Consider the following 499-nt stretch of genomic DNA (forward strand, 5'->3'; position numbering starts at 1 on the left):
AGCGAGACGGTCTACCAAGTCGTCAATGATGGCGGCACGGTGCGGCATCCGCATACGGGAATCGTCCTTTCAGCGAAGCATGTCGACCGGTTCTCCATTCACCCCGACGACCCGACCTCGGCGGTCGGCACCTGCACCTGGGAAAAATCCTATGGCCGCGGCGACTGGCAGGCGCGCCTTTCAGTGACGGCGACGGTGCGCGCGCTGCGCGACGTCTGGCGGATCGAGACCCACATCACTGCCCATGACGGAGACGAGCGGATCGTCGACCGCAGCGAGGTCAAGGAGTATCGGCGCGATCTCAACTGAGCGGCGGCGATTGGCAATCAGGCCATCGATTTCGGCAAGGCGACGGCCAGCGCATCGACGGCCAGCCGCACCTTCAGCGGCAGATGCGGTGTCTGCAGCCAAAGCGCGTGGCAGTCGTAGAGATATCGCGGCTGGTCCGGCAACAGCGCCATCAGCGCGCCGGCCTGAATGCGGTCGCGTACCAGCCACC

2 pseudogenes are annotated in these 499 nt (G+C 65.3%); one reads left to right on the plus strand and one right to left on the minus strand.

Annotated elements, in window-relative coordinates:
* Positions 1-309, plus strand: a pseudogene (locus ENZ74_RS33945) (peptidase S15); the annotation flags it as partial.
* 17 nt (positions 310-326) lie between these two features.
* On the opposite strand, the pseudogene ENZ74_RS35585 reads toward ENZ74_RS33945, so the two are convergent.
* Positions 327-499 (minus strand): annotated as a pseudogene (locus tag ENZ74_RS35585) (LysR family transcriptional regulator); the annotation flags it as partial.

The organism is Mesorhizobium sp. M7A.F.Ca.CA.002.15.2.1 (genome assembly GCF_003998715.1).
In the GTDB taxonomy this organism is placed as follows: Bacteria; Pseudomonadota; Alphaproteobacteria; order Rhizobiales; family Rhizobiaceae; genus Mesorhizobium; species Mesorhizobium ciceri.